Genomic DNA, 25151 nt, shown 5'->3' on the forward strand with positions numbered 1-25151 from the left:
TTTCTATTGATTGTGCGCCCGCGGCCAGAAACCGGGTTTTTAAAGATTGTGCGCCCGCGGCCAGAAACCGGGTTTTTGGGAGAATATTTGGTGACAGGCGAAGAGATAGGAAACAACCCGGTTTCTATTGATTGTGCGCCCGCGGCCAGAAACCGGGTTTTTAAAGATTGTGCGCCCGCGGCCAGAAACCGGGTTTTTGGGAGAATATTTGGTGACAGGCGAAGAAATAGGAAACAACCCGGTTTCTATTGATTGTGCGCCCGCGGCCAGAAACCTCGGTTAGCCCGATAGTCCGCCAGGGGTTGAAACCCCTGTCTCATAGCAAAACTCCTCGCTATGAGGACTAAAGATTTTTTGATTTTTATCTCAGCTTTTCAGTCGGTTTCAACCGACTTTCGCTATTAGCCAGGGGTTGAAACCCCTGGCGGATGTGGCAACACCGCTAGAGTGCAAGCAACATAGGAAAAAACCCGGTTTCTTCTTCTAATTTTGCGCTAATTCTGGCGGCCGGCCCATTAAACCGGTCATCAAGCGCAAGGCTAAAAACCTCACTGGGGGAATTGTCCGCAAACACCACAATCCGAAGCGGCGAAATGCTACAATTGGCAGCCAAGTATTGGAAAATAATCTGTCTAGAAAATCGGTAAATCCTAATACGATTAAATTCTCTTTTTTCCGCCAGTTGTGATACCGTTTCAATACTCGCAAGTCGCCGATGTCTTCGCCTTTTTGGTGCGCTTGCTGCAAGATTTGGGCGATCGCACCTGCGTCTCGAATGCCCATATTCAATCCCTGGCCGCCGACGGGATGGCAGCAGTGCGCGGCATCGCCAATTAGTGCTAATCTGGGCAAAACATAGCGATCGCTCTGCATTAACTGTACGGGAAACAAAAAGCGGTCGCTCTCCAATTCCAAACGCCCCAAAAGCCCGCCAGTGCGGTGTTCCAACAAAGCCAAAAACTCTGTTTCATCCATTTGTTGCAAAGCTTTTGCTTCCGCGTGGGGTGCTGTCCAAACTACTTGACAGCGGTTGCCAGGTAATGGTAAAACTCCCATCGGGCCGCTCGGCCAAAAGCGCTCAAAAGCGATATCGTTGTGCGGTTTTTCTGCTTTAATGGTGATAGCAACGCAGGATTGCCAGTATTTCCAGCCGCGAGTGCTGATGTTGGCTTCGGTGCGGATGCGCGATCGCGAACCGTCGGCGGCGACTAATAATTTGCTGCGAATTGTCCGAGTTTTGCCGTTTTGTTTTACTTCTATTTCGGCGCAATCGGTTAAATATTTTACCTCGACTACTTCTGCAGGGCAAACCCAACTAAAATTCGGGTTTTTTGCCAAAGATTCTTGCAAAGCTGACAGCATGACTCGGTGCTCGCCAACGTAACCTAAAGCTGTTTTTGGTACGGGCAATTTGCCAGTATTTCCCAAATCCGGGCGGTGGAATTCGACTACACCGGGATAGTCGCCGTCGCAGAGGCTAATTTGCTCGAAGGTGGTGATTTGCGGCAAGATTTGCTGCCACACGCCGATACCTTCTAAGATCATTCCTGATAGCAGGGTGATTGCATAGGCTTGTTTTTTGGCTGCGGCGGCGGCGGGGAGTTGGGTTTCAATTATAGCGATTTTTAATCCAGAATCTTTTAAGGCGCTGGCTAAGGTGGCCCCGACTATGCCGCCTCCGACGATGGCTATGTCAAAGTCGAGTGTCTGTGTTTCCGTGGAGGCTGTGGTTGGAGAAAGTTGGTTTACAGGCATTTTCAAGGGATTTTGTCAAAGTTAATTGGATTGTTACTTTTTTATTGTAAAGAATTATTTCGATTTAGGGCGATCGAGAAAGGGAGAGTATCGGCATTCGTGAAAATCAAGGGTTTCAGACTAGGATCTCCAAATGCAAGCCCTGGATGCACTCGCCACCTCAGAAACCCGGTTTCTTCCTATATTTCTCGTCACTAAACGCAAAACTGCTAGAAATCCAGTTTCTAACCCCCCCGATGGGTGAACCCTGAAACTAATGACTACTGACTAATGACCAAGAATTTCAAAGGTGGTACCCGCCACGTGATTTATCCGTGGAATCAATCCCAAATCGAAAATCTAAAATCCTCAAGAAAGAGCATTTATCTCGCGCAAGTCAATCTAAAATCTAAAATCTAAAATCTAAAATCTAAAATCGATTGACTGCTGACTAATGACTATTTCCTTTGTGTTTTCCGCAGCCAGCGCTGATACTTCCTGGCCAAGGGGAATCTCGATACCTCAGAAACCGGGTTTCTTCTTATATTTCTCGTCACTAAACGCAAAACTCGTATAAACCCGGTTTCTAGCCCCTCCGATGGGTGAACCCTAAAACTAATGACTACTAACTACTGACTAATGACCACTAACTACTGACTAATGACCACTAACTACTGACTAATGACTGCTGACTACTGACTAATGACTACTGACTAATGACCTTTTCCTTTGTGTTTTCCTTAGCCAGCGCTGATACTTCCTGGGAAAGGGGAATCTCGATGACAAACTCTGCACCTTCCCCGGGCGCGGAAATACACTGCAGTTTGCCTCCGTGTTTTTCAACTATAATCTGATAGCTGATTGACAGTCCCAAGCCTGTGCCTTTGCCGACGGGTTTAGTAGTAAAAAATGGGTCGAACAACTTGGGGATAACTTCTTGATTGATTCCCATCCCGTTGTCGGCAATCCGAATTGTTAGTGTGTGTGAATTTGCACTGGTGGTAATCCGAATTCTGTTGGGATTAGCATATATTTCTTTTGAAGAACGCTGGCGGTTGTACTCTTCGAGGGCATCGATCGCATTTCCTAAAAGATTCATAAATACCTGATTGAGCTGACCTACATAGCACTCGACTTTTGGGAAGTTGCCGTATTCTTTGATAATCTCGATCGCGGGACGAAGTGCATTACATTTGGTCCGGTGCTGCAAAATTAGCAAAGTGCTTTCGATTCCTTCGTGAATGTCAACTAGCTTCATCTGCGATTCGTCGAGTCTGGAAAAGTTGCGCAAGGATACAACTAAGTCGCGGATGCGATCGGCTCCTACTTTCATGGATTCCAAAATCTTCGTAAAGTCTGCCATTAAGAAATCGATGTCAAGATCTGCGGCTGCTTCTGCAATTTCCGGGACGGGATTTGGGTATTTTTCTTGGTAAAGGTGGAGCAAACCGAGCAAGTCTGTGGCGTATTCGCTGGCGTGGGTGATGTTGCCGTAGATGAAGTTAATCGGATTGTTAATTTCGTGGGCGACGCCGGCGACTAGCTGCCCGAGAGAAGAGATTTTTTCGGTTTGGATGAGTTGAGTTTGAGTTTGGTGCAACTCGTGGACAGCTTTTTCGAGCTGGGCTGCTTGCCATCGATACTGTCCCTCGGACTGCTTGAGTGCTTCCAAAACTTGGACTCGATCGGTAATGTCGGTGTGAGTTCCCACCCATTCGCGAATGCTGCCGTCTTCTGCTAAAACTGGAATTCCGCGCACCCAGAAGTGTCTGTAGCTGCCGTCTGCTGCCCGCAAGCGGTGCTCGACTTCGTAGAGACTTTTGGTTTCTACTGCGCGCATCCAAGCTTGCGCCGTGATCCCGCGATCGTCTGGGTGAATTGCCGAAGTCCAGTTTTCTGTAGCTTCCTCGAAACTTTGACCTGTATATGCCATCCAGTCGATCGGTGCGATCGGCTTTCCCTGGGCATCTGTCATCCAAACCATCTGTGCGGTGGCCATTGCCAGCGATCGGTATCTTTCCTCGCTCAGACGCACAAATTCTTCGGCTTCTCGGCTGGCTGTCACGTCGCGCAAAATTGCTGTGAATATGATTTCGCCTGCAACTTCGAGTTTGGAAATAGAAGCTTCGGCGGGAAATTCCGTACCGTCTCGGCGGCGGGCGAAAATTTCTTTGCGCTTGCCCATTTTTCGGGGTTGTTTAACGCCGCGGCCGAAATTACTGACGAGGAGGCTGTGAGGGGCGGCAAAAGCTTCGGGCAACAGCAGGCTCAGGGATTGCCCGATCGCCTCAGCAGCCGTCCACCCAAAAATCCGTTCTGCACCTTGGTTGAACAGGATAATTTTTTGGTCAGCATCCACGGAAATAATCGCGTCCTCGGCAATTTCTAAAATGCCGGCGAAACGAGCTTGAGACAGTTGCAGCGCTTGTTCAGCTTGGAAGCGATCGCTGATGTCGCGGGCGATCGTCGAAATGTATGTGAGTTTGCCGTCGGGTGCAGAGTGGGAAATGATGACTTGGCTGACAGGAATTTCGAGTCCCGATGTTGACACAAAGGCTGTTTCTCCGCTCCACAAGCCACCGGAAATAGCGGTGGCGATCGCTTGATTCAAAGTGCTGCGGGCTGAGGCTGCCGTGAATTCTGCAACTTGTCGGTTGGATATATCTTCGTTTTCGTCTATACCCACCATTTTTCGACCTGCTTTGTTGATGTAAATGGGGCGTCCTTCGAGGTCGCAGATACCTACAAAATCCGGCGTTGCTTCCAGAATTGCTGCCAGATTGCTTTTGGCGATTTCGGCTTGTTTGCTCTCAGTAATATCCCGCGCGATGCTAACTATACCGCTGATATTCCCTAGCCCGTCCCGGTAAGCGCTTTTTGTAGAAAGAAATGTCCGCAAATTCCCTTTAACTGGCAGTTCTTCTTCAATTGATTGCGTTTCTCCCGCTGTCATAATTGGGATATCTGTTCTCCTAATATTGCCCGCAATTTCCGGCGGAAATAACTCGCTGTCATCTTTGCCGATAATGTCGTCTACAGACTTGCCAATTATACTGGCTCCCGCAGCATTGAGCATCATGTAACGACCTTGAATATCTTTTACAAATAGAGCTGTCGGCGTACTGTCTATCACTGTCAGCAACAGGTTGTAGTTTTTTTGAAGCGCCTGCTTTGTTGTTTGAGAGTCGAGAATTTGCTGATGCAATTGTTCGTTGGCGATTTGCAGTTGGAGAGTCCGTTTTTCAACTTTTGTTTCTAAGTCTAATTTAGCTTTTCTCAGTCCCAATTCCGCTCGATATCGCTTGCGGTCTGCGGTGCAGAGAGTTTTTGCATTCTGCCAAATCAGAACTGTAAAAATAATTACGTTCAATACGCTTAACAGCGATATCCCTACCTCCGAGGTGTAGGCTTGTAACCGCTCTCCCGTGAGGATGAAATAACCCACTAAAGGCGGGATAATAATTGCCTGCGGCAACAAGCGCCTCGCCATGATGCCACCCGCCCGCTCGCTGGCGATTACTGCTATCAATCCTCGCTCTGGACTGGCAAATAAAATGCCGAAGCTCAGCAATATAAATGCTGCGGACGTGTGCAAAGCCATGCCTGTATAATCGCCAATTCTGTAAAATAAAGCTTTGCCGTAGATGTACCCTATAAAACCCAGAAATGCAATTAAAAATGCACAACAGCTTAAAATTTGAACCCGCAGGTATTTAGGGCGCCGTTCTGACAGCAGCAGCAGGGCTGTTCCCAGCAAGAAAAAAGCAGCAGCAGTATTCGGCGCCATGCGTCCTGGTGTGCCGTGGCTTGTCAAGGTGTAACTCTCTTTAAATAGGAGTTGGTCGATGCCTAAGTCTAAATTAAAGCGATATTGAGCTAGGGTTAAGAGGCTAATTAATATAATTAAAAATGAACCGCTAGAAATTAAAAATTTAGCGGTTTTTTGATGCTTTCTTGCTGTTAACTCGGCGCGCCGCCGCTGTTGGATGTAGAGAGAAAACCCGCCTAAAATAAAGCAGACCGCAGTATTGGCTTTCATGGTAACCAGTCCGGGCAGAATGCTCTTTAAGAGTTGCAGATCGAATATCCAACCCAAAATTACTGTACAGCCGATCGCCATTACTGCAATACTAGCTTTTTTGGAAAAAGACTGAACTCCAGCAATTGGGGTTGAGGATTTTTGCACTTGTTGTGGTCGTTCAAAAATTTCCAATTTCTCGCTCCCTCAAATTATTTGGCTTTCTACGTATCCAAGGTAACAATAAACACCGTAGCTATCTTGTTGCCTGCTATACAAATCTGCTTAAGATTTTATTAAAACTGCCATTCATAAAATCTTAATTATTTTATCTAACTTTAGAGAGATCGTCAACCAAAGTTTGAAAGCTCTTATGTAGAAGGCATTTGGCAAAATCCAACATTTTTTTTGCTTGTAATTTAAAATAAAAAATTCCTTTTTCCTTCAGCCTTTTTCCTTTTTCCTGGGAAATTAGCGGCGGATTCAGCGGCCTTGCCAAGTGTTTTTACTCAGTGGAGCGAGGGGTAATGGTAGCGGATGAATCCCTAGGCAAAAGATCACTTGCATTGTAAACCGGGATCTGCGGGTGCGGTTCATGCGATCGGCACAAAAGTTATGCTAAACAGTTGTTTAAAATACTTGAGTAAATTCATTAAATCGCTGATAGTTTTAAGCTTAAAAACTATTGCTACAATTCTCAATCTTATACCAATTATTAAAAGAGCCCGGTAAGGACACGGCATTGCCGTGTCCCTACCGATGCTCGCGTACAATGCGGTTGGGTTTTGTTCATCAACTAATGACAACAGTCAATCGATTTTCGATTTTCGATTTTCGATTTTCGATTGACCCCACGGATAAATCCGGGGGCTTGAGGATTTTCGATTTTCGAAAAGGGATTGATTCCACGGATAAATCACGTGGCGGGTACCACCTTTGAAATTTTTGGTCAACTGACAACAGTCAACAGTCAACAGACAACAGTCAACAGTCAACAGTCAACAGTCAACAGTCAACAGTCAACAGTCAACAGACAACAGTCAACAGTTAACTGACAACTGACTGCTGACTCCCAAATTTTGAAGTGCTTGCAAAGCTTCGGTTGCTGACGGGTAACGCTGGGGGAAAGCGTACAGTACCATCTGGTCTAAAACGCTAGCAAACTCCGGGGTGACAGTTGCATTTTTCTGCCAGATGAGATTGCCTAAATTATCGACTCTGAGTTGTTTCGGCTGCATCCCTGTCAAGGCTTGAATCCCGATAATCCCGACAGCATAGATGTCGCTGCAAAATTTCGGCGACCCGATGGCTTGTTCCGGAGGGATGTAGTCTTGCTGAGTGCCTCCGCACGATCGCGTTTGACCGATGCTGTTGTGCGAGGTGTTAATTTCTTTAACGGCCCCAAAGTCAATTAATACAATCTTGCCATCTGATGTCCGCCTGATTAAGTTTTGAGGGTGAACGTCGCGGTGAATTACATTTTGTTTGTGAACGAATACAAGCACTTCCAAGATATCTTTCAACAAAGCAATAACCTGATGTTCTTCCCAAGGTTGACCTTCGATTAGTTCTTGATACAGCGGTTGCCCTTCGATGAATTGATAGACTAAATAAAAATATCCATCTTCTTCAAAGCGAGCTAACAATTCCGGTATCCGATCGTGTTTGCCCAATCGATATACAACCCGCGTTTCTCGCTCGAATAGCTGGCTGGTTCTCTCAGACTGGCTTTTCAGGCGCTTGACGAGGCACAAAGGTCGATCGGGCAAATTCTCATCTTCAGCCAGATACGTATTGCTGTACTCGGTGCTGACTAAATGTTCTCTGATTCGGTAACGCATCCGCAGCAGCTTTTGCAACATCGGATCGACAGAATTAGCTGGTTGTGTGCGTTTTTGTACAGATCTCATGATGCAGTCCCAAAGATTTGCTCCGACTACTTTTTCTTCTTGGCTGATAATGCCTGCTTGTCTCAATACCTTTGTCAGTTTTTTCCACAAATTGTAACCGACATAGCGACCTAGGAAGCCCACTGTATAATAGTGTGCGATCGGATCGTTTTCCTTAATTTCTTTGTAGGTCCAAGACTGTAAAACACCTTGAATTATCGACTGCTCCAATCGACTTAGGTGTTCTCCTGTTTGTTGGGATACCAAATTATCCAAGAAATTGCTGGCTTCGTCTGGTGTCATCATTTCATGCTTTAAGCTAATTCTACTCAAGCTGACCATTTTTTTGCTCCTAATTCCGATTTTTATAATTGCGATTTTGGAACCGGCGCTTAAGCGCAACTACAAACTGATTTTTATGGGCTGTGGTCTAATTACTGTTATATAGGATTTAGCTGAATATTGCTAACTTGTCTAGCGACCGCAATATATTTTTACAAATATGACTTTTATGACTTTAAGTTATGAACTTTATGAATTGACTTAGAAAAAAGTTTATTTAATTATGTCTGTGCACGAGTTTATAGGTGCGAGCGAACTGAGATATCGCGCCATTATCAATAACCGATAGAGAAACCGAGTTTCTGAATGAAAATATTGAGTTTGTGGCAGAGTATTGGCCAGAAACCCGGTTTATGCAGCAGGTGCAAGATATCAGCTCGAACTCGTATTTAAGTAGCAAAAACTTCAAAACTCACAACATCACATCAGGAAATTCAGTCATGGCATTTATTTTTGCACCCAATGACAGTGACACTCTACTAACAGGAACTGCGAACAATGACGACATATTCGGAGCGGCAGGAAACGATAGCCTCGTCGGGCTAGGAGGTAGAGACTTTCTGTTCGGCGATGAAGGCAATAACTCGATCGTTGGCGGACTTGGCGATGATTCCCTAATTGACGGACTCGGTAATTCGACTCTCGGCGGCGGTGAAGGCAATGATTTTCTCGGCAGCACTGGCGGTAATGACCTAATTTTTGGCGACGCGGGGGATGACACTCTCATCAGCCTTGAAACTCTCGCCGGTGCGAACAAATCTGCTACGCTTCTAGGCGGATTGGGCGACGATACAATACTTGGCGGTGCTGGCAAAGATTCCCTAGATGGCGGGGATGGTATTGACTTTCTCGCGGGTTTCGATGCCGATGATTCAATTTCTGGAGGAGATGGCAGCGATTTTCTCTTCGGTGAAAACGGCAACGACACTCTCAAAGGAGGACTCGGCAGCGATTTTTTGGCTGGAAATGCCGGCAGCGATTTGATCGACGGCGGAGACGGTTTTGATATAGTTTCCTATGGCAAAGCAACAACTCCCGTGCTGGTAAATCTCGTAACAGGGATAGCAACAGGAGAAGGCACCGACACTCTCATCGGTATTGAAGACATTGACGGCGGCAGCGATAAGGACTCTCTGACAGGAAATACTAGCTCTAATTTCCTAAGAGGTTTCGCTGGGGATGACTCTCTTTTCGGATTAGATGGCGGTGATTTCCTCTTCGGCGGTAATGGCAATGACTTCCTCGGTGGCGGATTGGGCAACGATTTCTTATCTGGAGAAGCTGGGAATAACACGCTTGATGGTGGAGAGGGTTTCGATTTAGTTTCTTACAGCACTGCAACTAGCCCGGTAGTCGCTAATCTCACAACTGGAACGGCAACAGGACAGGGAACTGACAGCTTGATTAACATTGAAGATATTAACGGTGGCAGCGGCAACGATTCTCTAACAGGAAATACTAGCTCTAATTTTCTAAGTGGTTTTGCTGGCGATGACTTCCTGTCGGGATTGGATGGCGCTGACTTCCTGTTTGGCGGCGATGGCAATGACATCTTAAATGGGGGGGCCGGCAATGATTGGCTGAGTGGGGGGGCTGGCGATAATTCCTTAAACGGCGGGTTGGGTAATGATTTTGTATTGGGGGGAGATGGCAATAATACCCTTGCCGGTGGTGGTGGTGCTGACTTCTTGCTAGGAGGGGCGGGCAATGATTTTTATCAGTTGGATGGCACGACGGCTCAAGGTAGCATTATTTCAGACATTGGCGGCACAAATTCCCTCAGTATTCCGGGAGTCACGCTATCGCTTACTTTAGCTCCTGGCACGACGGGATTGGGACGAGATGGCACGAGTTTGGTAATTGACTTAAATCAAGATGGCACCATCGACGGTGGAGATGTAGAGATTGTTGACTTCTTTGCGACGGAAACAGCGACTACTCCTGGTGCTGGCCTCATCCAAACGGTAGGAAATTTTAGCAGCACGCAAATTTTCAGTAGTTTTGCTGTCTCGCCTCCACCGCCGCCGCCGCAACCGCTACCTCCCACACCGACACCTCCGACTCCACCGACGCCAACGCCTCCGCCAACGCCTCCAACTCCACCTCCACCTACTCCTACACCTGTACTGACAGTACCAACTCCGACTCCAACTCCGACGCCTACACCAACTCCGACTCCAACGCCTCCAACGCCTCCAACGCCTCCAACGCCTCCAACGCCTCCAACGCCTCCAACGCCTCCAACGCCTCCAACGCCTCCAACGCCTCCGACTCCAACGCCAACGCCTTCACCGACTCCGACTCCAACGCCTTCACCGACTCCGACTCCAACGCCTTCACCGACTCCGACTCCAACGCCTTCACCAACGGAATCATGTCCGGCACCGATATCGATACCGATGCCTGTATTGGAGCCCGGCCCAATTTTGACTTTGGAAAATCCAGGAGATGATTTGCTGTTTGGTACTAGCGGTGAAGATAGTATTAATGGTGGCAGGGGCAATGACACGATATTCGGTTTGGATGCTGCTGATAGTTTGTTTGGCAGTGATGGGGACGATCGCATTTTTGGCAATCCCGGCAGCGATACGATTGATGGTGCTGCTGGCGATGATGTTATTTTTGGTGGCAAGGATAACGATTTAATTGTCGGCCGCGATGGGAACGATCGACTCAGGGGCGATCGAGCTAATGATACTGTTATCGGTGACAATGGCGACGATCTTCTGTTCGGCGGCAAAGGGTTGGATGTGCAGTTTGGCGGGGAAGGAAATGATACGCTCAGCGGCGATTTGGCTCAAGATACTTTAGTTGGCGGGCCGGGAAATGATTTGTTTGTGCTGCGCCAAAATGGAGCGCCAGCGGATGCAAATTTTGCTGATTTAATTGCCGATTTTCAGGTGGGAATTGATTCGATCGGACTTTCGGGAGATTTGACCTTTAATAACTTGCGACTGGACGAGGTTGATTGCAGCACTGTCATTCGAGTTGCGGATTCCGGCCAAGTTTTGGCTGTGGTTAATTCGGTGAAGCCCGACCAACTTTTGGGAAGTTTTGTAACTGCTAACATCACTTTGATTTAGAGAGTAAAGGGCGATCGAATGAGCGAGCGAGGCGCGATCGCTTAAACCGAAAGCTCGCTGTGGGAATTAATTCGCACAGCGAGTAGCTTAGAGGATGTTTTATAGAACATTCCACGTTTATGAATGACACCCGGCTATCGATCTATCCCGCCGTAGGGACACTCTTGCTCTCGCGGTGTCCCTACTTCATAAACCTGGAATACGCTGTATCAGCAACAGGCAAGATGCCTGTTCCACAAATATTAAATTTTCTTGTGGGTGGGCCTTCCTAGCCCGCCTTCAAAAGCCTATTGACAAATGAATCGGCTTAATTTTTAATCTTGTTCACGTAGCCCCACAAACTGTAATCGCGGCTCAGCCAACCCCGGAAAAAAGCCATCTGACTCGGATCTTCTTGCACCCGTTTGTAGCGGTAAATAATCCGTTCGTTAATCATTTGCAGCGCCGTATTTTTGTTGTTAGCGGCTTTCAATGCTTGCTTGGTGCGCGTGTCAAAAACGCCGGTTTGCGGCAATCCTAAGGCTTGCTGGAGAAAGGTAATAGAGTTATTAATACCGAAATTAACGGCGGTGTCAAACATGACGATCGCCAAAGCCGGCTGCATCGTGCCTGAGAGGCTCGAATCCCAGTAATATTTATAAATTTCTAGGAGCTCTGCTTCCGACATCTGCGTCACGTCGAGGGGCGGAAGCCCACGACTGTAGCGGTAGGCGTTGTATTCCGTTTGCAGAACCCCCCTATAAGTTCTGCCGCCCTTATCGGCTGGGTGATTGCTGAATCCACCCTCAAAATATAGGGTGAAATAAAGAGCCGTTTGAAATAATTTCTGCCGAAAGCTGGCAGTCTGCTGCTGTGCGAGAGTCTTTTGGGCAAAGGGTAAGGGGATTGCCAAGGTTAACAAGAGTATCCCCAGCAGGAGGTTTGGTTTCCACTTAATGTTATGTTGGCGCTGTGTCGCTTGCTTGTCGCTCATAAATTCTCTGTGACGATCGCCCGTAGTTCCGCTAAAACTGCTACTCTGCAAAATGATCGAGATTCAACCTTTAACTTGATAGCACAGATAGGCCGCCAAATGAATTCTGATTTTCGCAACCAATCCGAAACACCCGAAGTTGAAGATGCTGCATCGCTGACAGTCTCCGCAGAAATGTATTACTCTCAAGGCGATTTAACAGCAGCCGTCGCTGCTTGTCGCCGAGCTCTGGAATTGCAACCGGATTGGGCGGCGGCTTACGTGACGATGGGCAATGTGCAGCAAGCAAGCGGCCTTCTTGACGAAGCGATGCGGTGTTATTCTGAGGCGATCGCCCTGAATCCCGATTTTGCTGAGGCTTATACTAATTTGGGCAGTATGCTTTACAAACAAGGGCGTTTGGTGGAGGCTATTGTCAATTACTCCAAGGCGATCGAACTTAAACCAAATTTGGCTGCTGCTTACTGGAATTTGGCAGGGGTACTGAAGCAGCAGGGGCAGCCGGATGCAGCGTTAGCATACGAGCAAAAAGCTCTCGAACTCGATCCCCATCTAGCTGAGGTAGATTTTCACTTAAATTTGGGATATAAATTAGCGCGGCAAGGGCAGTTAGATGAGGCTGTGGCTGCATGGCAGCGGGCGATCGCATTCAAACCCGATTTAGCCGAAGCATACTGTCAAATTGGCATAGTTTTGCGCCACCAAGGCAAATTTAAAGAAGCAATACCCAACCTTCAAAAAGCCCTAGAAATTAAACCCGATTTTATTTCCGCTCACCAACATTTATGCGGCATCCTCAGAGATACTAGCGATTTAGCGGCCGCGCGGCAAGCCGTTCACAAATACAGCCAAATGTGTGCCGAAACCGATCCAATTATGACCGCGGTTTACTTCGTCAGCACCTATCAAGTGTCGGGATTGAATCAAATTGCGGGCGAGCGATTTTTAGAGCTAGAGTCGTACTTGCAGCAAAACTTAGAAACCGCTAGTTCAGTAGAAATTAAATCGCTTTATGCAAACTTCTTATTCAGCACGCCCTATTTGCGAGATGACTTGGCGGCCAACTCAAAACTTTACAGATTAATTTCCCAAAAGTATATCGACCAATGTATCAAACCTAATTTTTCTCAACCCGCAAATTACAGTTTCAAACCCACTGCTTTGGAAGGCAAGTTAAAAATAGGCTTTTTGTCCAATCACTTCAGCCGCCATTCTGTAGGTTGGTGCAGCGGTGACATTATTCGCGAATTGTCGGACATCACACCCCATTTGTATTTGTACGCTTCCGAAAAAATTGTTCCTGACGCTCTCACTCAGCAATTTGAAAGTCTGGGCAAACTTACTTTTCCGAAAACCTACCCGAACGGACTTGCCAATGCCGCAGAAATTATCGACCAAATTCAGCAAGATGAATTGGATGTTTTAGTAGATTTAGATTCTCTAAGCGTACCAGTTCACGCTGACATTCTCTACCAAAAACCCGCACCAGTTTGTGTTTCTTGGCTCGGATTTGATGCCCCTTACATATCGCCGGAAAATTACTTTGTTACAGACTGGCACTCGCACCCAGCCGGGCGGGAAAAATATTATGAAGAGCAGCTAATTAGGATGCCGGATTCCTTTGTAGCGGTGTCAGGTTTTCAGAGATATGGAGTCGATCCGGTTGCATTGAGAAAGTCGAATCGGATCGGTTTGGATCAGATAGTTTACCTGTGCGTCGCTCCCGGCAGAAAATTTAATCGCGAGTTGGTAAAAGCACAAGTTGCGATTCTCAAAGAAGTGCCGAACAGTGTCTTAATTCACAAAGCTTTAGGCGATGCTGCCGTGTTTGAGGGTGCGTATCACCAAGCTTGCGAAGCTGAAGGAGTCGGTCGCCACCGCATTAAGTTTTTGCCGAGGTTTGCTACTGAGGAAGAACACAGAATTATCTATTTGCTGGCGGATGTTTTGTTAGATTCTTATCCTTACAACGGAGGAACTCACACTTTAGAGGCTTTGTGGTTTAATTTGCCGGTGGTGACTCGCACAGGAGAGCAGTTTTTGTCGAGAATGGGTTATTCGTTTTTGCAGGCTTTGGGGATTGAAGCTGGTGTGGCTTGGTCTTGGTCGGAATATGTGGATTGGGGTGTAAAATTGGGTAAAGATGGTGAATTGAGAAACGCAATTAAATCACTGTTGGTGAAATCTAAAGCTCGAGCCAATTTGTCGCCGCTGTGGAATCCGAAAAAGTTTGCTGGTGATATGTATGCGGTGTTTGAAAAATTGTGTAAAATAGGATAAATTCGGGCTAGTGACTGCTGACTAATGACCAAAAATTTCAAAGGTGGTACCCGCCACGTGATTTATCCGTGGAATCAATCCCAATTCGCAAATCTCAAATCCTCAAGAAAGAGCATTTATCCGTGGGGTCAATCTAAAATCTAAAATCTCAAATCTAAAATCGATTGACTGATAACTGATGACTAATGAATTCAACACTGCCAACTATTAAGTTTTTAAAACAGCCGACTTCGGAAGCTTGGATAGAACAGGCGATCGCCCATTTGGATACAATCTTATTAGACCATTCTCATTGCGAGCGGAAAGCGGCCGGAGTAGCGTTAAATTTAATGTTTCGCTACCCAGCCCGGGAAAAATTGGTGAGGATGCTAACGGCGATCGCCCGCGAAGAATTAGAGCATTTCGAGCAAGTCAACCAGCGGTTAGAACAGCGCAACATTGCTTTGGGCCCTTTGGCCGCGCCTCCCTACGGTGCCGGTTTGTCCCGCCAAATTCGCAAGCAGGAACCGGAGAGACTTTTGGATTCTTTGTTAGTTTCTGGTTTGATAGAAGCCCGCAGTCACGAACGGTTGGGGTTGCTGGGCGATCGCTGTCCCGACGCCCAATTGGCTAAGTTTTACCGCAGTTTGATGGCTTCGGAAGCGCGCCATTACGGGGTATATTGGATTTTGGCAACAACTTATTTCGATCGCGCTCTTGTGATTGACCGGCTGGAGGAATTATCCTTAGTAGAAAGCGAGTTACTGGCAATTCTTCATCCTGAACCGAGAATTCACAGTTAAAAGCTAGCTGCATTTAAAGACGGTAAAACACAAAAGATCAGTAATTTTACAGTTGCTAAAGTCAAAAAATAAATATTAAGCTGCAACAACCAATGAAAACCCAACATCTCGATTTTTTAATTCGTTCCTGGGAAACGCGCGATCGCGCGGAGGCGTTCTATTTAATTAGGGATGTTTTAGCCGAGTACGGTTTAAAATGTGAACCTCACGGGGCCGATCGAGATGTCTATGATGTAGAACTGCATTATCACAATAAAGGCGGCGAATTTTGGGTAGTTGAACGGCAGGATAAAATAGTCGGTACGGCGGGTTACTATCCGATTGAGCGCGGGAATAATGCTGTGGAAATTCGCAAAATGTATATTTTGCCAGCAGCAAGAGGACAAGGTTTGGGGAAATTTTTACTGCAAGAATTGGAAAATAAAATTATCGCTCGCGGCTTTGATGAAATCTGGATAGAAACTGCTAGCATTCTCAAAGAAGCGGTTCAAATGTACGAAAATAGCGGATATCTACCGACAAGTGGTGTGGAGACGCAAAGGTGCGATCGGGTTTACGTAAAATCTCTAGGTATAAAAAAGCTACAATAAGTTTTGTGTAAACAATGATTAATTTACTCAGTTTCAATCAACAACAGCAAATAGTTATTGGGCGAGCCATTTCTGCCTTTATCTTCTGCCTTACTTTTGTACTGATTGGTTATATCATTTCCGGTTACACCGGAATGATGTTGACTGTTGACAGTTGACGGTTCACTGTCAACTGTCAACCGTCAACTGTCAACAGTCAACTCGAATTTACTATTCCGATGCTAACGGATTTGATATTATTATGTGATAGGGCTGCCCCTACCGTTATTGAATACCGCAGAGTCGCGCCTAATTTTCACCCTTCGCTGCCAAATATTTCCGGTACTGATGTTATTTGCCGACATAGTTGCAGTTGGTAATGGTAGATTTAGCAGCCCAGCCATCAACCCTTTAGCAAATGCCGAATCAGAAGCAATGCGGATTAATTTGCGTTATCTGAGCAACACGAAGAGAGCAATTTGTGCTGTTTTTTGTAGGCAGTTTAATCCTTTCTACCTTTTTAGATACTTACAGCATCAAGCTGATTCCAATTTTGGCAACTTTGTTTGTTTTCGGAAGAATAGCGTTTTGGATAGGCTATCTCAAAGAGCCTATCGAACGAGCTTTTGGCCTGGGAGTTACTCTGTATCCTACTATTGCCGTACTAATTTATGATGCTTACCGCGTACTATTTGTCAATAGCTGAGGGATTTGATAGTTTTGTGAAATAAGACTTATGCTTTCATTAGTCCTGTGAAACCCTAAAACTAGGAGAAAAACAAATGACTATTCCCACAGAGAAAACTCACTCTCAAAATCATGCTACCAACAAATTGCTAGACGGCCCTAAAGACCCTAAATTTGTTCAGACAGTGCGGGGAATTTTAAATCCTCTGTATTATTTAGATAGTAATTATCAACGCTACGGCGACATTTTTCTCAGCCAATCCACCAACTTTCCGTCCCTAGTAATTATTAGCAATCCTCAAGCTATTCAAGAAATTTTTACAGCCGATGCCAAACTCTTTGAATCCGGTACAGTAAATCACATAACGCTACCTTTAGTAGGCTCCAATTCGTTATTGTTGTTAGATGGCGATCGACATTTGCAGCAGCGCAAACTTTTAATGCCACCTTTTCACGGTGAACGCATGAAAGCTTACGGACAAATCATCCGCAATACCACCGAAAAAGTAATTAATAATTGGACTCCTGGTAAGTCGGTTATCGCGCAATCAACTATGCAGGAAGTTTCCTTGGAAGTAATTTTGCACGCGGTTTTCGGGCTGAGCGAAGGAGAACGCTACCAGCAAATTCAGCAACTAATGATTAATATGTTCAGCCTGTTTAGCAATCCATTAAACGCTACATTTTTGTTTATCAAGTCGTTGCAAAAAGATTTAGGTGCTTGGAGTCCTTGGGGAGGATTTCTGCGACAAAGACAGCGTTTAGATGAACTGCTTTATCAAGAAATTCGCGGACGCAAAAATCAGTCTGAACCATTGGGAGAAGACATCCTGAGCTTGTTAATTTCAGCTCGTGACGAAGCAGGAGAACCGATGAGCGACGTGGAATTGCGGGATGAATTAATGACAATGTTATTCGGAGGACACGAAACTACAGCAACAGCTTTAGCCTGGGCTTTATATTGGATTCACTACATCCCAGAAGTTCGTGAAAAACTGCTGCAAGAACTCAATTCTATTGATGTCGAAAATTGCGATCCGGCCCCAATAACTAAACTCCCGTATTTGAATGCTGTCTGTTGCGAAACGCTGCGGATTTATCCGGTCCTATTTTTTACATTTCCGCGCCTTGTGCAAGCTCCGATGCAGTTAATGGGTTATAATATTCGCAAAGGAATGGTACTTTCTCCCTGTATTTATTTGGTTCACCACCGTCCTGATATTTACCCGGAACCTAAGCGTTTTAAACCAGAACGTTTTCTAGAACGTCAATTTTCGCCTTACGAATATTTGCCGTTTGGGGGAGGAAACCGCCGCTGTATTGGCGCAGCATTTGCAATGTTTGAAATGAAGTTAGTATTGGCGAAAGTGCTGTCTCGATACTCTTTAGAACTTGCAGAAAATAGTCCGGTGATGCCAGTACGCCGGGGTGTGACAATGGCACCGGCTGGTGGTGTGCCTCTGGTGGTAAAGGGTAGGATTTGAATCCTATCAAATCCGGTCGATCGAGCACAGATGATATGATATCAAATCCGCGCTTCCTCGGAATTATTCATCTCTCTGTTCTGGAGACTCTGCGTTCTGGAGCGTACTCTGCGGTTTAATCATTCCAATGCAACCGGAATTCATAGGATACCGATACCACGGCTTTTAATTTATTTTTGCCGCAGAGGAATTTCGATCGCAAATTCTGAACCTTCTCCCAATACAGAATTGCAAGAAAGCTGGCCGCCGTGTTTTTCTACTACAATAGAGTGCGAAATCGCCAATCCTAAGCCAGTTCCTTTCCCAATGGGTTTAGTAGTAAAAAACGGGTCAAACAAGCGCTTTTTCACATCTTCGCTCATCCCGGAGCCGCTGTCAGCTATCCGTATCGCAACGGAGTTATGGTCGGTTACTTCGGTGCGAATCGTAATTGCGAGATTTTTGGCGGTGCGATCGGATTTATTCATCTCCATTTCCAATGCGTCTAGCGCATTGGTCAACAAATTCAAAAATACTTGATTTAACTGACCGGGATAACATTCAACTAAAGGCAAATTACCGTATTCTTTAATCAGATTAATTGTCGGGTAATCGGGTTTATTTTTCATGCGGTTTTGCAAAATCAGCAGCGTGCTTTCAAGGCCTTCGTGAATGTCAACTTGTTTCATTTCTGCTTCGTCAAGTCTTGAGAAAGTCCGCAGGCTCAAAACTATGTCGCGGATGCGATCGGCTCCGACTTTCATAGATGCTAAAATTTTCGGTAAATCTTCAATAATATAATCAATTTCAAAGTCTTCTCTTGCATCTAAGATTGTTGCGGTTGGGTGCGGGTATTCCTGCTGGTAAATTTTCAGCATTCTTAGCAAGTTTTGAGTGTATTCGCTGGTGTAGCTGAGATTGCCATAGATAAAATTAACGGGGTTGTTAATTTCGTGGGCGACACCTGCTACTAACTGTCCCAAACTAGACATTTTTTCACTTTGAATTAATTGAGTTTGGGTGCGTTGGAGTTGGTGCAAAGTTTGTTCTAGCTGTTGAGTTTGAGCTTGAGCTAATCGGGCCGCTGTGCGGGTTTGGGTGTAGAGTTCGGCGTGGTCGATCGCGATCGCAATTTGAGCGACCACCGCTTGCATCAGTTCGACTTCGGATTCGCTCCAATTCCGCATACACATAGCCTGATAGCAGCTAATCACCCCTATTTCGCCGGAAGCAGTATGAATTGGCAGCGACAGCACTGATTGAAAATTTGAAGCCTGCAAAACTTCGCGCAATTCTACATCTTCAAAAGTGCTGACATCATCAATTCGCAGAATTTCTCGCCGCAAAATCTGTCGCACTGCGAGACTAGATTTGTTGTCTACAGGATAAGTGCCGATCATACTCGGCAAATCTGCATTCTTCGCTTCGTAAGTTATGTCCCAAACCGGAGGATTGCTGTTGGGGCGATACCAAGTGAAGATGCACCAATCTAGGTGCATCAGATTGCGAATTTGTTGAACGGCGGTTTCTACAATTGTGTCTAAATCTAAAGAAGTGCGGATTTGGTTGGCAATTTGATTGAGCAGTAGTTCTCGCTGAGCTTGTTGTCTGAGCGCTTGTTCCGATCGCACTAATGTTTCTTCTGCAAGTTTGCGATCGGTTAAATCTTGGATCACTGCTTGGATAATTTTTTCATTTCCCACCTCGATGATTGTCAGCACGACTTCTGCGGGAAAATCAGTACCGTCTAAGCGCTGATAAACCCAATCAAAACGGTGCTTTCCCCGCTCAAAGGCGAGATCCATCATTTCGTTAACCAAGCTCAAAGAATCTCTGCCGTTGGGTTGGAAAGGAGGCGACAGTTGACCTGGGTTTTTGCCGTACAACTGTTGCGGGGTAGTGCAGCCAAATAGTTTTAGGGTGGCTGTGTTGGCATCGGTGATGCAATTGTCATATAACATCAAAACAGGCAAACTGGTTAATTCGTAGAGCGATCGAAATTTGGCTTCCGACTGCTGCAAGGCGGCTTCTGTTTGCTTGCGATCGGTAATGTCGGCAACCATTGCCAAAGCGCCCACATAGCGTCCTTGTTTGTCTGCCAAGGAATTAGTAGAAACCATCGCCCACAAGTCGCTGCCGTCTCGGCGACGGAACTTAAAATCGAGCTGTTCGCGAATTCCTTCACGGCGGCGGTTGAGACTCACTTTTGCGATCGCGATGCCTTCTGCATCCATGAAAGCAAATAGCGACTGTCCGATCATTTCAAGAGCGGTGCAGCCGAGCATATCGGCCATTGTTTGGTTGACAAAAGTAGTTTTACCCTCCGTATCTACGATCCAGATTCCTTCGTCGGCTGTCTCGACAATGCACCTGTATTTTTCCTCGCTTTCCCTCAGCGCTTCTTCTGCTAAGTGGCGAGCCGTAATGTTTTGAGTCATTAGCAATCCGCCGATAATTTCTTGCCGTTCGTTTCTGACTGGCAAAGTATAACCGAGGTAGACGCGATCGCTGTAAATAAATTCTGTAACAACTGTTTCTCCTGCCAGTGCCGCCCGATAATTTTGCTCGACGGCACCGCAAAAATCTGGCTCGAATACTTCCCAGATTGTTTTGCCTTCCATCAACTCTTTGGAAAGCCCCACTGCCGCTAATTCTGTACCTTCTACCAGGGTGTAGCGCATTTCTGGATCGAACAGCATCACCGCACCGTTAGGAAAGTTGCTTGCCATAGTGCGGTAAAGCTGTTCGCTTTTTTGCAGGGCAGCTTCGGCAAATTTTCGATCGCTAATGTCAATTATGACTGCACCGATGCCGAAGGCCTCGCCATCTTTGTCTAGCAGGGGAAAATAAGAGCCTGTCAGGTGTCGGATCAACCCCGGCCTTCTGGGATTGTCACCACTCATCTCGATGTTAATTAGGGGTTGTTTCGTCCTCAAAATTTGTTCGTACAAAGGCTCTACCATTGGAGCGAGATTCGGCAATATTTCGCGTACAGTCTTGCCTATGTGCTCGGCTGGACTCAGGCAATTTATTTCTGCTAGAAATTGATTAATTTGCACGTACCGCAGTTGGGAGTCAAAAATGCAAAGCCCCGCCGGCGCCTCCTGGAAAAAGGCATCAAATAGTGCTTGTCTCTGTGCTAATTCTTGTTCTAAAGCTTTGCAAACGCTGAGATCTGTTAAATAGAAAATCATCCCGACCACTGCTCCCGTCTTGTCTTTCAATAGCGAAAGTATCAAGTGCGAGGAAATTTTTTTTCCAGATTTACGGCGTGTTATAACTTCTATTTCATGAGCGCCTTTTTCTTGTAGCGGTTTGATGACTTCCTCTAATAAAAATTCGTGCTGCTCTGGCGGGTAAATTAGAGAAATGTGCTGTCCGAGCGCCTCATTTTCTTGATAGCCGTATAACTTTTGAGAGGCTTGATTCCAAATGGCGATCGAGCCGTCCATATCTGTAGCAATCACCGACTCGTGAATTTGGTCGAGAATTTGACTTTGGAAACGCAATTTTTCTTGAGTCTGTTCCAGTTCGGCGATTTTTTCGGCGAGTAGCTTCTGAGTTTTTGCCAATTCGGCAGTCTGCTGTGTCAGCAATTTTTCTAGATGTGAATGGCAGTGCGGCGGCGCTGATTCCAGCGGCTCGCTATTTTCAGGCCCCGGACTAAAAATTTCTTCAGCACTCAGCCAAATCGCGCACTCTCCCTCTGTTTCAATTGCCCACTCGGAAACTCGCACGGGTACAAGATGGTTGTTTTTATGTTTGTATGCTGCCGAGCACGGGCACGTGCAGCTATTTTTTGCTTGACTGTCTAGATATTTTTCTGGGCCCCCGCACTGTGTTTGCTGAATTTCCCAGTAGTTGAGGTGGAGAGTTTCTGCAACTGTGCGGCCGATAATACTTGCAAAAGCTGGATTTACGTCGAGAAAAGTCCCGTCCGTCCGGCACAATGCCAGCCCGATCGGGCACAGTTCTAACAATTGGCAGTTGCAGCGATCGCGGTTGGCTTTTCCTAACTGGCTTTGCATCTGACCTAGCTGGACTTTAATTATTTAATTATATCTTTTTATTTTGTTTATTGCTGTGACTTTTATCATTGATTCAGGAAGAGAGAAGAAGTAAGTTCGGCAACGAGCCGTGTACGGTATTTAACAAATGTAACGGATGGATGCTGAGGTGGGAGGGAAGAAGGAAGAGATTCGAGGTTCTAGTTCGAGAGAAGTTCGGCAACGAGCGCGCGATTGGGATTTAACGGATGGATGTTGAGGAAAAAGACAGGATGGGGAAACAAAAATGAGTAAGAATCAACGGGGAGGAGGAAAGAGGGAATGAGAAGAAACCAGAAAAATCACAAAAGAAGAAGTACAAAACTGGTACAAAGACCATTAATTTATACATGGTATCTTCCCTCCTTCCTTCTTCCTTCTTCCTTCTTCCTTCTTCCTTCTTTTTTCAATTAATTGCGGGCAATACCTTCGGATCGGGCGGCCAACTGCACTGCACCGGCGACAGCAATGGCAACTCTTTCGTCAAAAACAGATGGTATAATGTGCTCTTTGTCAAGCCCAGAAGGGCTGACTAAAGAGGCGATCGCATAAGCTGCCTCTAAATACATACTGGTCGTAATCGTGGTCGCTTTGCAGTCCAAAGCACCTCGAAATATCCCCGGAAATGCCAAAACATTGTTAATTTGATTCGGGTAATCGCTGCGTCCGGTTGCTACGATCGCCGCATCTTCCATAATTAATTCTGGCTGAATTTCAGGAATGGGATTTGCCATTGCAAAAACAATGGGATTTTCTGCCATCGAACGCACCATCGACCGGGTGAGTACGCCTGGGGCGCTGACGCCTAAAAATACATCGGCACCGGCGATCGCATCTTCCAAAGTACCGCTGGAGGACACAGCAAATTCTAGTTTTTCTGGGTTCATATCCGTGCGGTTTTGGGAGAGGACGCCTTTGGAGTCGCACATGATGATGTTTTGGGCACCTGCTTTACGCAGCAACCGGGCGATCGCGACTCCGGCCGCACCGGCTCCGTTAATCACGATACACACTTCTGCTATTGTTTTTTTCACGATTTTCAAGGCATTAATTAATGCTGCCAAACTGACAATCGCAGTGCCGTGCTGGTCGTCGTGAAAAATTGGAATATCTAAGGTTTCCCGCAATCTTGCTTCGATTTCAAAGCAGCGGGGAGAAGAAATATCTTCGAGGTTAACGCCGCCAAAAACCGGGGCGATATTCTGCACGGTGCGAATAATTTCCTCGGTATCTTGGGTATTCAAACAGATAGGAAAGGCGTCAATACCTGCAAATTCTTTAAATAGCATGGCTTTGCCTTCCATGACTGGCAGTGCGGCGGCAGGGCCGAGGTTTCCCAGTCCCAAAACTGCGCTACCGTCGGTAACAATGGCAACAGTATTGTGTTTGATTGTGAGGTTATAAACTTGTTGCGGGTCATTGGCGATCGCAGTGCAGATGCGGCCGACTCCAGGGGTGTATGCCATTGCCAAATCCGACTGGCGTTTGAGGGAAATTTTGCTTTCTACGCTGATTTTTCCGCCGCGGTGCAAGTTGAAAGTGCGATCGTACACGTCGATCACTTTGATATCTGGCAGTCCTTTCACTGCTTGAACTATTTCTTCATTGTGCTGGGTGCTCGAAGCATCGACGGTGATATCGCGAATGGTAGTGGCGCGGGTTTGCTCGATTAAGTCGATTTGGCCGAAGTTGCCGCCGACAGATGCGATCGCGCTAGTGACTCTTGCGAGCATTCCCGGCTGGTTCGGCAGAGCAACCCGAATTGTTAAACTAAAGCTGGGGTTTGGTGTCAGTTTTACCATGATGTCTTGATTTCTGATTTGAGAATTTCAATCTTAGATTTTATCGCCAATGTTAGGCATAAAATTTAATAATTCAAATTTTCAACTGAAATTTTTAACAAATTCTATGAGCCTGTGATACGATCGCTCTGCACTGCCTTTGGTTGTCGCTGGGAAACTCATCTTTTTTTGAGTTGAGCTTTGCTTTGTCTATAGCTTGTGACTCGCCCACAAACAGCCTATTTTCTGTCAAGGAAAGCAGCGAACCGCGAATATGAAGCGCGGGCCTCTAAACCGGGTTTCTCAGGCCAATCGATTTTAGATTTGAGATTTGAGATTTTAGATTGAAGCATTGAGCCCACGGATAAATTCGGGGGGCAAGTTTCATCGGATACACGTCTTTTATTTCTGAACGGATGAATCCGGGGGCTTGTATCCTGGATGCTTTCGGTCAACGCGCGCAAATCTTATCTATTTTTGATAATATTTCTGCTTATTGTGAACATCAGCAGATATTTCCCAAAACTCTATTTTGCAGCGATACCGCCTCATTTCTGCTGCTGTCTTTTGAAGCGAGACACCCAGGAGAGTTGATGCGGCTTTTTAGTGGCTTTTAGTGGGGAGGTAAAAAGTAGATGCACGGCTGTTTTAGCCGGCAGGTAAAAATCCGATCGACTCAGAAGCGGGCATTTGATATATATTGCCTGCTTGTTTAACACTTGCCTTGCGATTGCGAGTGCAACCTTGCTGCGCGATCTAATTACCTAGACGCTTTACCCGATAATTCCAGCGACTGTTACTAATAGGCAATCTAGCCCGCGTCGGCACAGGCACAGCTTCTGCCGAACCGTGCACAGTTGCTGGTTGCTAACTGTCAATTTTATCGATCGGTCGCAGCATCGGCAAACATAATAGTAAAGAATTTGCAAGCCAGACAATCCGGGGGAACTTTTTCTAAGTTTTGCAGATCGACTGATTGCTCTGCCTCGCTGCTGGCGGGAAGTATGCACAGGGCAACTTGTCCGACTCCTGCCATGAGTTCGGCAACTCGCTCCAAAATACTGTCCATTTTGTCAATTAGTTGCTCTGCTGCATCCAGACTCGGCGCGATGATGAAAAAGGTTTTGACTCCATCAGGACAAGGAGCGAAGCCAAGGGTACACTCTCGTAATAGTGCTTGGGTGGAGAGACTGAAACCGTTGTAGAAGCGACCGATTACTGCTTGATAAAAGACTTGGGTCAGAGAGCGATCGCCAAAAATAGGTTGAGGTAACATAACTACTTCCTTTCGTAGGATTTTTTGGTGCATTGAAAAAATTTTAACATACCTTAATGTAAGCGATTTAAGAAATGATCTAGCGATCGAGATCATTGACTAGATGTGACATTTTTTAATGGGTGTAGCGGTAGCAAATGTGATAAAATGTACTAGGTGTTAGCGCTGCCAGTGATTTTGATCGGCTCGGCAGCTCAAAGCTAAGTACAAAATTTCCTAGTAGGTGGT

The 25151-nt window shown here is 46.1% G+C and carries 15 protein-coding genes; 7 read left to right on the forward strand and 8 right to left on the reverse strand.

Going from position 1 to position 25151, the window contains the following annotated elements; translation table 11 throughout:
- Positions 1 to 483: 483 nt before the first annotated feature.
- Together QUB56_RS25830 and QUB56_RS25835 are read right to left on the reverse strand one after the other, a co-directional pair.
- Complete coding sequence (locus tag QUB56_RS25830) at positions 484 to 1755, reverse strand: FAD-dependent hydroxylase (protein WP_332959077.1); 1272 nt, start codon at positions 1753 to 1755, stop codon at positions 484 to 486.
- Positions 1756 to 2440: 685 nt separating this feature from the next.
- On the reverse strand, positions 2441 to 5947 hold the full coding sequence (locus tag QUB56_RS25835) for a PAS domain S-box protein (RefSeq protein WP_332959078.1): 3507 nt from the start codon (positions 5945 to 5947) through the stop codon (positions 2441 to 2443).
- Between the two features lie 725 nt (positions 5948 to 6672).
- Here QUB56_RS25835 and QUB56_RS25840 point away from each other — a divergent pair.
- Positions 6673 to 6807 (forward strand): hypothetical protein, encoded by a 135-nt coding sequence (locus QUB56_RS25840; protein ID WP_332959079.1) that lies wholly within the window; start codon positions 6673 to 6675, stop codon positions 6805 to 6807.
- Here the strand turns inward: QUB56_RS25840 and QUB56_RS25845 are convergent.
- On the reverse strand, positions 6793 to 7983 hold the full coding sequence (locus tag QUB56_RS25845) for a serine/threonine-protein kinase (RefSeq protein WP_332959080.1): 1191 nt from the start codon (positions 7981 to 7983) through the stop codon (positions 6793 to 6795). The genes QUB56_RS25840 and QUB56_RS25845 overlap by 15 nt on opposite strands.
- 323 nt (positions 7984 to 8306) lie before the next feature.
- Between QUB56_RS25845 and QUB56_RS25850 the strand changes: the two genes are divergently transcribed.
- Complete coding sequence (locus QUB56_RS25850) at positions 8307 to 11066, forward strand: calcium-binding protein (RefSeq protein WP_332959081.1); 2760 nt, start codon at positions 8307 to 8309, stop codon at positions 11064 to 11066.
- A gap of 307 nt (positions 11067 to 11373) precedes the next feature.
- Here QUB56_RS25850 and QUB56_RS25855 read toward each other — a convergent pair whose 3' ends face one another.
- Positions 11374 to 12039: a glycosyl hydrolase 108 family protein gene (locus QUB56_RS25855; RefSeq protein ID WP_332959082.1), complete on the reverse strand. Its 666-nt coding sequence runs from the start codon at positions 12037 to 12039 to the stop codon at positions 11374 to 11376.
- A 99-nt stretch (positions 12040 to 12138) separates the two neighbouring features.
- On the opposite strand from QUB56_RS25855, the gene QUB56_RS25860 reads away from it, so the two are divergent.
- The 3 genes from QUB56_RS25860 to QUB56_RS25870 all read left to right on the forward strand — a co-directional run bounded on the left by QUB56_RS25860 (position 12139) and on the right by QUB56_RS25870 (position 15691).
- Positions 12139 to 14319, forward strand: coding sequence for a tetratricopeptide repeat protein (locus QUB56_RS25860; RefSeq protein WP_332959083.1), 2181 nt, complete (start codon positions 12139 to 12141; stop codon positions 14317 to 14319).
- A 185-nt stretch (positions 14320 to 14504) separates the two neighbouring features.
- Positions 14505 to 15101 (forward strand): tRNA isopentenyl-2-thiomethyl-A-37 hydroxylase MiaE, encoded by a 597-nt coding sequence (locus QUB56_RS25865; RefSeq protein ID WP_332959084.1) that lies wholly within the window; start codon positions 14505 to 14507, stop codon positions 15099 to 15101.
- 92 nt (positions 15102 to 15193) lie between these two features.
- Positions 15194 to 15691 (forward strand): GNAT family N-acetyltransferase, encoded by a 498-nt coding sequence (locus QUB56_RS25870; protein WP_332959086.1) that lies wholly within the window; start codon positions 15194 to 15196, stop codon positions 15689 to 15691.
- 23 nt (positions 15692 to 15714) lie between these two features.
- Here QUB56_RS25870 and QUB56_RS25875 read toward each other — a convergent pair whose 3' ends face one another.
- Positions 15715 to 15870, reverse strand: coding sequence for a hypothetical protein (locus tag QUB56_RS25875; protein WP_332959087.1), 156 nt, complete (start codon positions 15868 to 15870; stop codon positions 15715 to 15717).
- Positions 15871 to 16151: 281 nt separating this feature from the next.
- Between QUB56_RS25875 and QUB56_RS25880 the strand changes: the two genes are divergently transcribed.
- The gene (locus tag QUB56_RS25880; protein ID WP_332959088.1) at positions 16152 to 16376 is read left to right on the forward strand and encodes an MAPEG family protein; all 225 of its coding nucleotides are present in this window, start codon (positions 16152 to 16154) and stop codon (positions 16374 to 16376) included.
- 76 nt (positions 16377 to 16452) lie between these two features.
- Positions 16453 to 17841: a cytochrome P450 gene (locus QUB56_RS25885; protein ID WP_332959089.1), complete on the forward strand. Its 1389-nt coding sequence runs from the start codon at positions 16453 to 16455 to the stop codon at positions 17839 to 17841.
- Between the two features lie 170 nt (positions 17842 to 18011).
- Here QUB56_RS25885 and QUB56_RS25890 read toward each other — a convergent pair whose 3' ends face one another.
- The 3 genes from QUB56_RS25890 to QUB56_RS25900 form a co-directional block, all read right to left on the reverse strand.
- Complete coding sequence (locus QUB56_RS25890) at positions 18012 to 21848, reverse strand: PAS domain S-box protein (RefSeq protein ID WP_332959090.1); 3837 nt, start codon at positions 21846 to 21848, stop codon at positions 18012 to 18014.
- 428 nt (positions 21849 to 22276) lie between these two features.
- Positions 22277 to 23668: a malic enzyme-like NAD(P)-binding protein gene (locus QUB56_RS25895; RefSeq protein WP_332959091.1), complete on the reverse strand. Its 1392-nt coding sequence runs from the start codon at positions 23666 to 23668 to the stop codon at positions 22277 to 22279.
- 859 nt (positions 23669 to 24527) lie between these two features.
- Entirely contained in the window at positions 24528 to 24923 is a 396-nt protein-coding gene (locus QUB56_RS25900) for a hypothetical protein (protein WP_332959092.1), read from the reverse strand.
- Positions 24924 to 25151: the final 228 nt, after the last annotated feature.

This window comes from Microcoleus sp. AR_TQ3_B6 (assembly GCF_036702785.1).
Classification (GTDB): domain Bacteria; phylum Cyanobacteriota; class Cyanobacteriia; order Cyanobacteriales; family Microcoleaceae; genus Microcoleus.

Bases quoted from the DNA above. Each gene is read 5' to 3' on its own strand.
- QUB56_RS25830 (WP_332959077.1), bottom strand. From the start codon at position 1,755: ATGCCTGTAAACCAACTTTCTCCAACCACAGCCTCCACGGAAACACAG.
- QUB56_RS25845 (WP_332959080.1), bottom strand. From the start codon at position 7,983: ATGGTCAGCTTGAGTAGAATTAGCTTAAAGCATGAAATGATGACACCA.
- QUB56_RS25855 (WP_332959082.1), bottom strand. From the start codon at position 12,039: ATGAGCGACAAGCAAGCGACACAGCGCCAACATAACATTAAGTGGAAA.
- QUB56_RS25860 (WP_332959083.1), top strand. From the start codon at position 12,139: ATGAATTCTGATTTTCGCAACCAATCCGAAACACCCGAAGTTGAAGAT.
- QUB56_RS25865 (WP_332959084.1), top strand. From the start codon at position 14,505: ATGAATTCAACACTGCCAACTATTAAGTTTTTAAAACAGCCGACTTCG.
- QUB56_RS25870 (WP_332959086.1), top strand. From the start codon at position 15,194: ATGAAAACCCAACATCTCGATTTTTTAATTCGTTCCTGGGAAACGCGC.
- QUB56_RS25885 (WP_332959089.1), top strand. From the start codon at position 16,453: ATGACTATTCCCACAGAGAAAACTCACTCTCAAAATCATGCTACCAAC.
- QUB56_RS25890 (WP_332959090.1), bottom strand. From the start codon at position 21,848: ATGCAAAGCCAGTTAGGAAAAGCCAACCGCGATCGCTGCAACTGCCAA.
- QUB56_RS25895 (WP_332959091.1), bottom strand. From the start codon at position 23,668: ATGGTAAAACTGACACCAAACCCCAGCTTTAGTTTAACAATTCGGGTT.
- QUB56_RS25900 (WP_332959092.1), bottom strand. From the start codon at position 24,923: ATGTTACCTCAACCTATTTTTGGCGATCGCTCTCTGACCCAAGTCTTT.